1 protein-coding gene is annotated in these 1,268 nt (G+C 67.3%); it reads right to left on the reverse strand.

All coding sequences use genetic code 11. The features are described from left to right. Positions 1 to 30: 30 nt before the first annotated feature. Positions 31 to 1,268, reverse strand: a 1,238-nt coding sequence (locus ALA01S_RS31045; protein ID WP_157119446.1) for an ISL3 family transposase, incomplete at its 5' end; no start/stop codon positions are given.

Here is a 1,268-nt window from a genome sequence, read left to right on the forward strand (position 1 = left end):
CTGGCTCTTCCTCATTCTCTGTGACGGGGATCAGTTCGGGTGCAGGACGCGGATTCGCATCAGGTCAAGTTTGGCTCTCCCGTACATCTGCCGCTTGAGGTACTTCAGCCGGTTGATCTGCCCCTCAACCTGCCCGCTGCTCCATGGAGAACTGAAGGCAGCTCGCACGGCCAACAGATCCGCCTCAAGCCCGGCCGCGAAGCGCTGCAAGTCTGGCATCGGGCAGGTGAGCGCCTGGGCCAGCCAACGATCGAATCCGTCGAGATCACGACTGCGCGCGAGGCCGAACAGCCGAAGCGCCAACTCACGGGCTGCGGCGACCGTCGGCTCGATGCGACAAAGAGTTTCGACGAAGCGTTCCCGGTCGCTACGCTCGGTCTGCGCGAGCTGGCCCTCCTGCCAACCCAGCAACCAGGCGCAGGCCCGCCGTGCAGACGGCGCAGAGATCGTGCGCACCGCGGCCGCTGTCGGCTGCAGCTTGCTGTCCTCAGGCGCAGCGGTGCGTAGTTGCGCAAAGGCATCGCGCACGATGCTGCGCCCGCCGGTGAAGCCGCGAGCGCGCAGCTCGCGCCAGATCTGCATGGCGTTGCGGCAGCCTTCAGCAGCGCGTGTGGCCATGTACTGCTGATGGGCGTCAAGCAGGCTGGGAGCGCGAGCACGCTGCGCCCGCTCGGGGAACGCATCGGCGTGCACGAAGCCCCGCACGGTACGACGGTCGAGGTTCATGGCCAGACCAATTGCCCTGATCGACTCACCGGCCTTGTGGCGACGCACCGCCTCTTCGTAGCGGGCCAGCCGACATTCCCGGCGTGCGTTGCTCTGGCGCTGCCAAGCCTTGAGGAGTGGTTCGGTCGGCACGACGTCGGCAGGCCTGGTGGACTCCTCGGCCGGAGTGGCCTCAAGTTGCAGCGTCTCGCTCGCCTGCCGGGCGGCTTCCTTCAACTTACCCGGGCAGCGCAGCAGCACCCGCTCGAAGGCATCGCGCAGGTTCGCCAGCAAGTGCCAGCGGTCCGCCACCTGCTGGGCGCCGGGGGCGGCGGTGTGTGCTGCATCGGCGTAAGCGCCGCCTCGGTCACGGGCGATGACCTCAACGGCAGGCTGCTCCTTCAGCCAGGCGACGACGGTGGCTGCGTCGCGTCCGGCCAGCAGTTCAATCGGACGCTGCTTCTCCAAGTCAACGACGATCGTGCCGTAGCGGTGACCGCGAGCAATCGCCCAGTCGTCGATGCCGATGACCACAGGTACTGTCGTGGGTGGTGGACAGCCGG

The organism is Azohydromonas lata NBRC 102462 (assembly GCF_001571085.1).
In the GTDB taxonomy this organism is placed as follows: domain Bacteria; phylum Pseudomonadota; class Gammaproteobacteria; order Burkholderiales; family Burkholderiaceae_C; genus Azohydromonas; species Azohydromonas lata.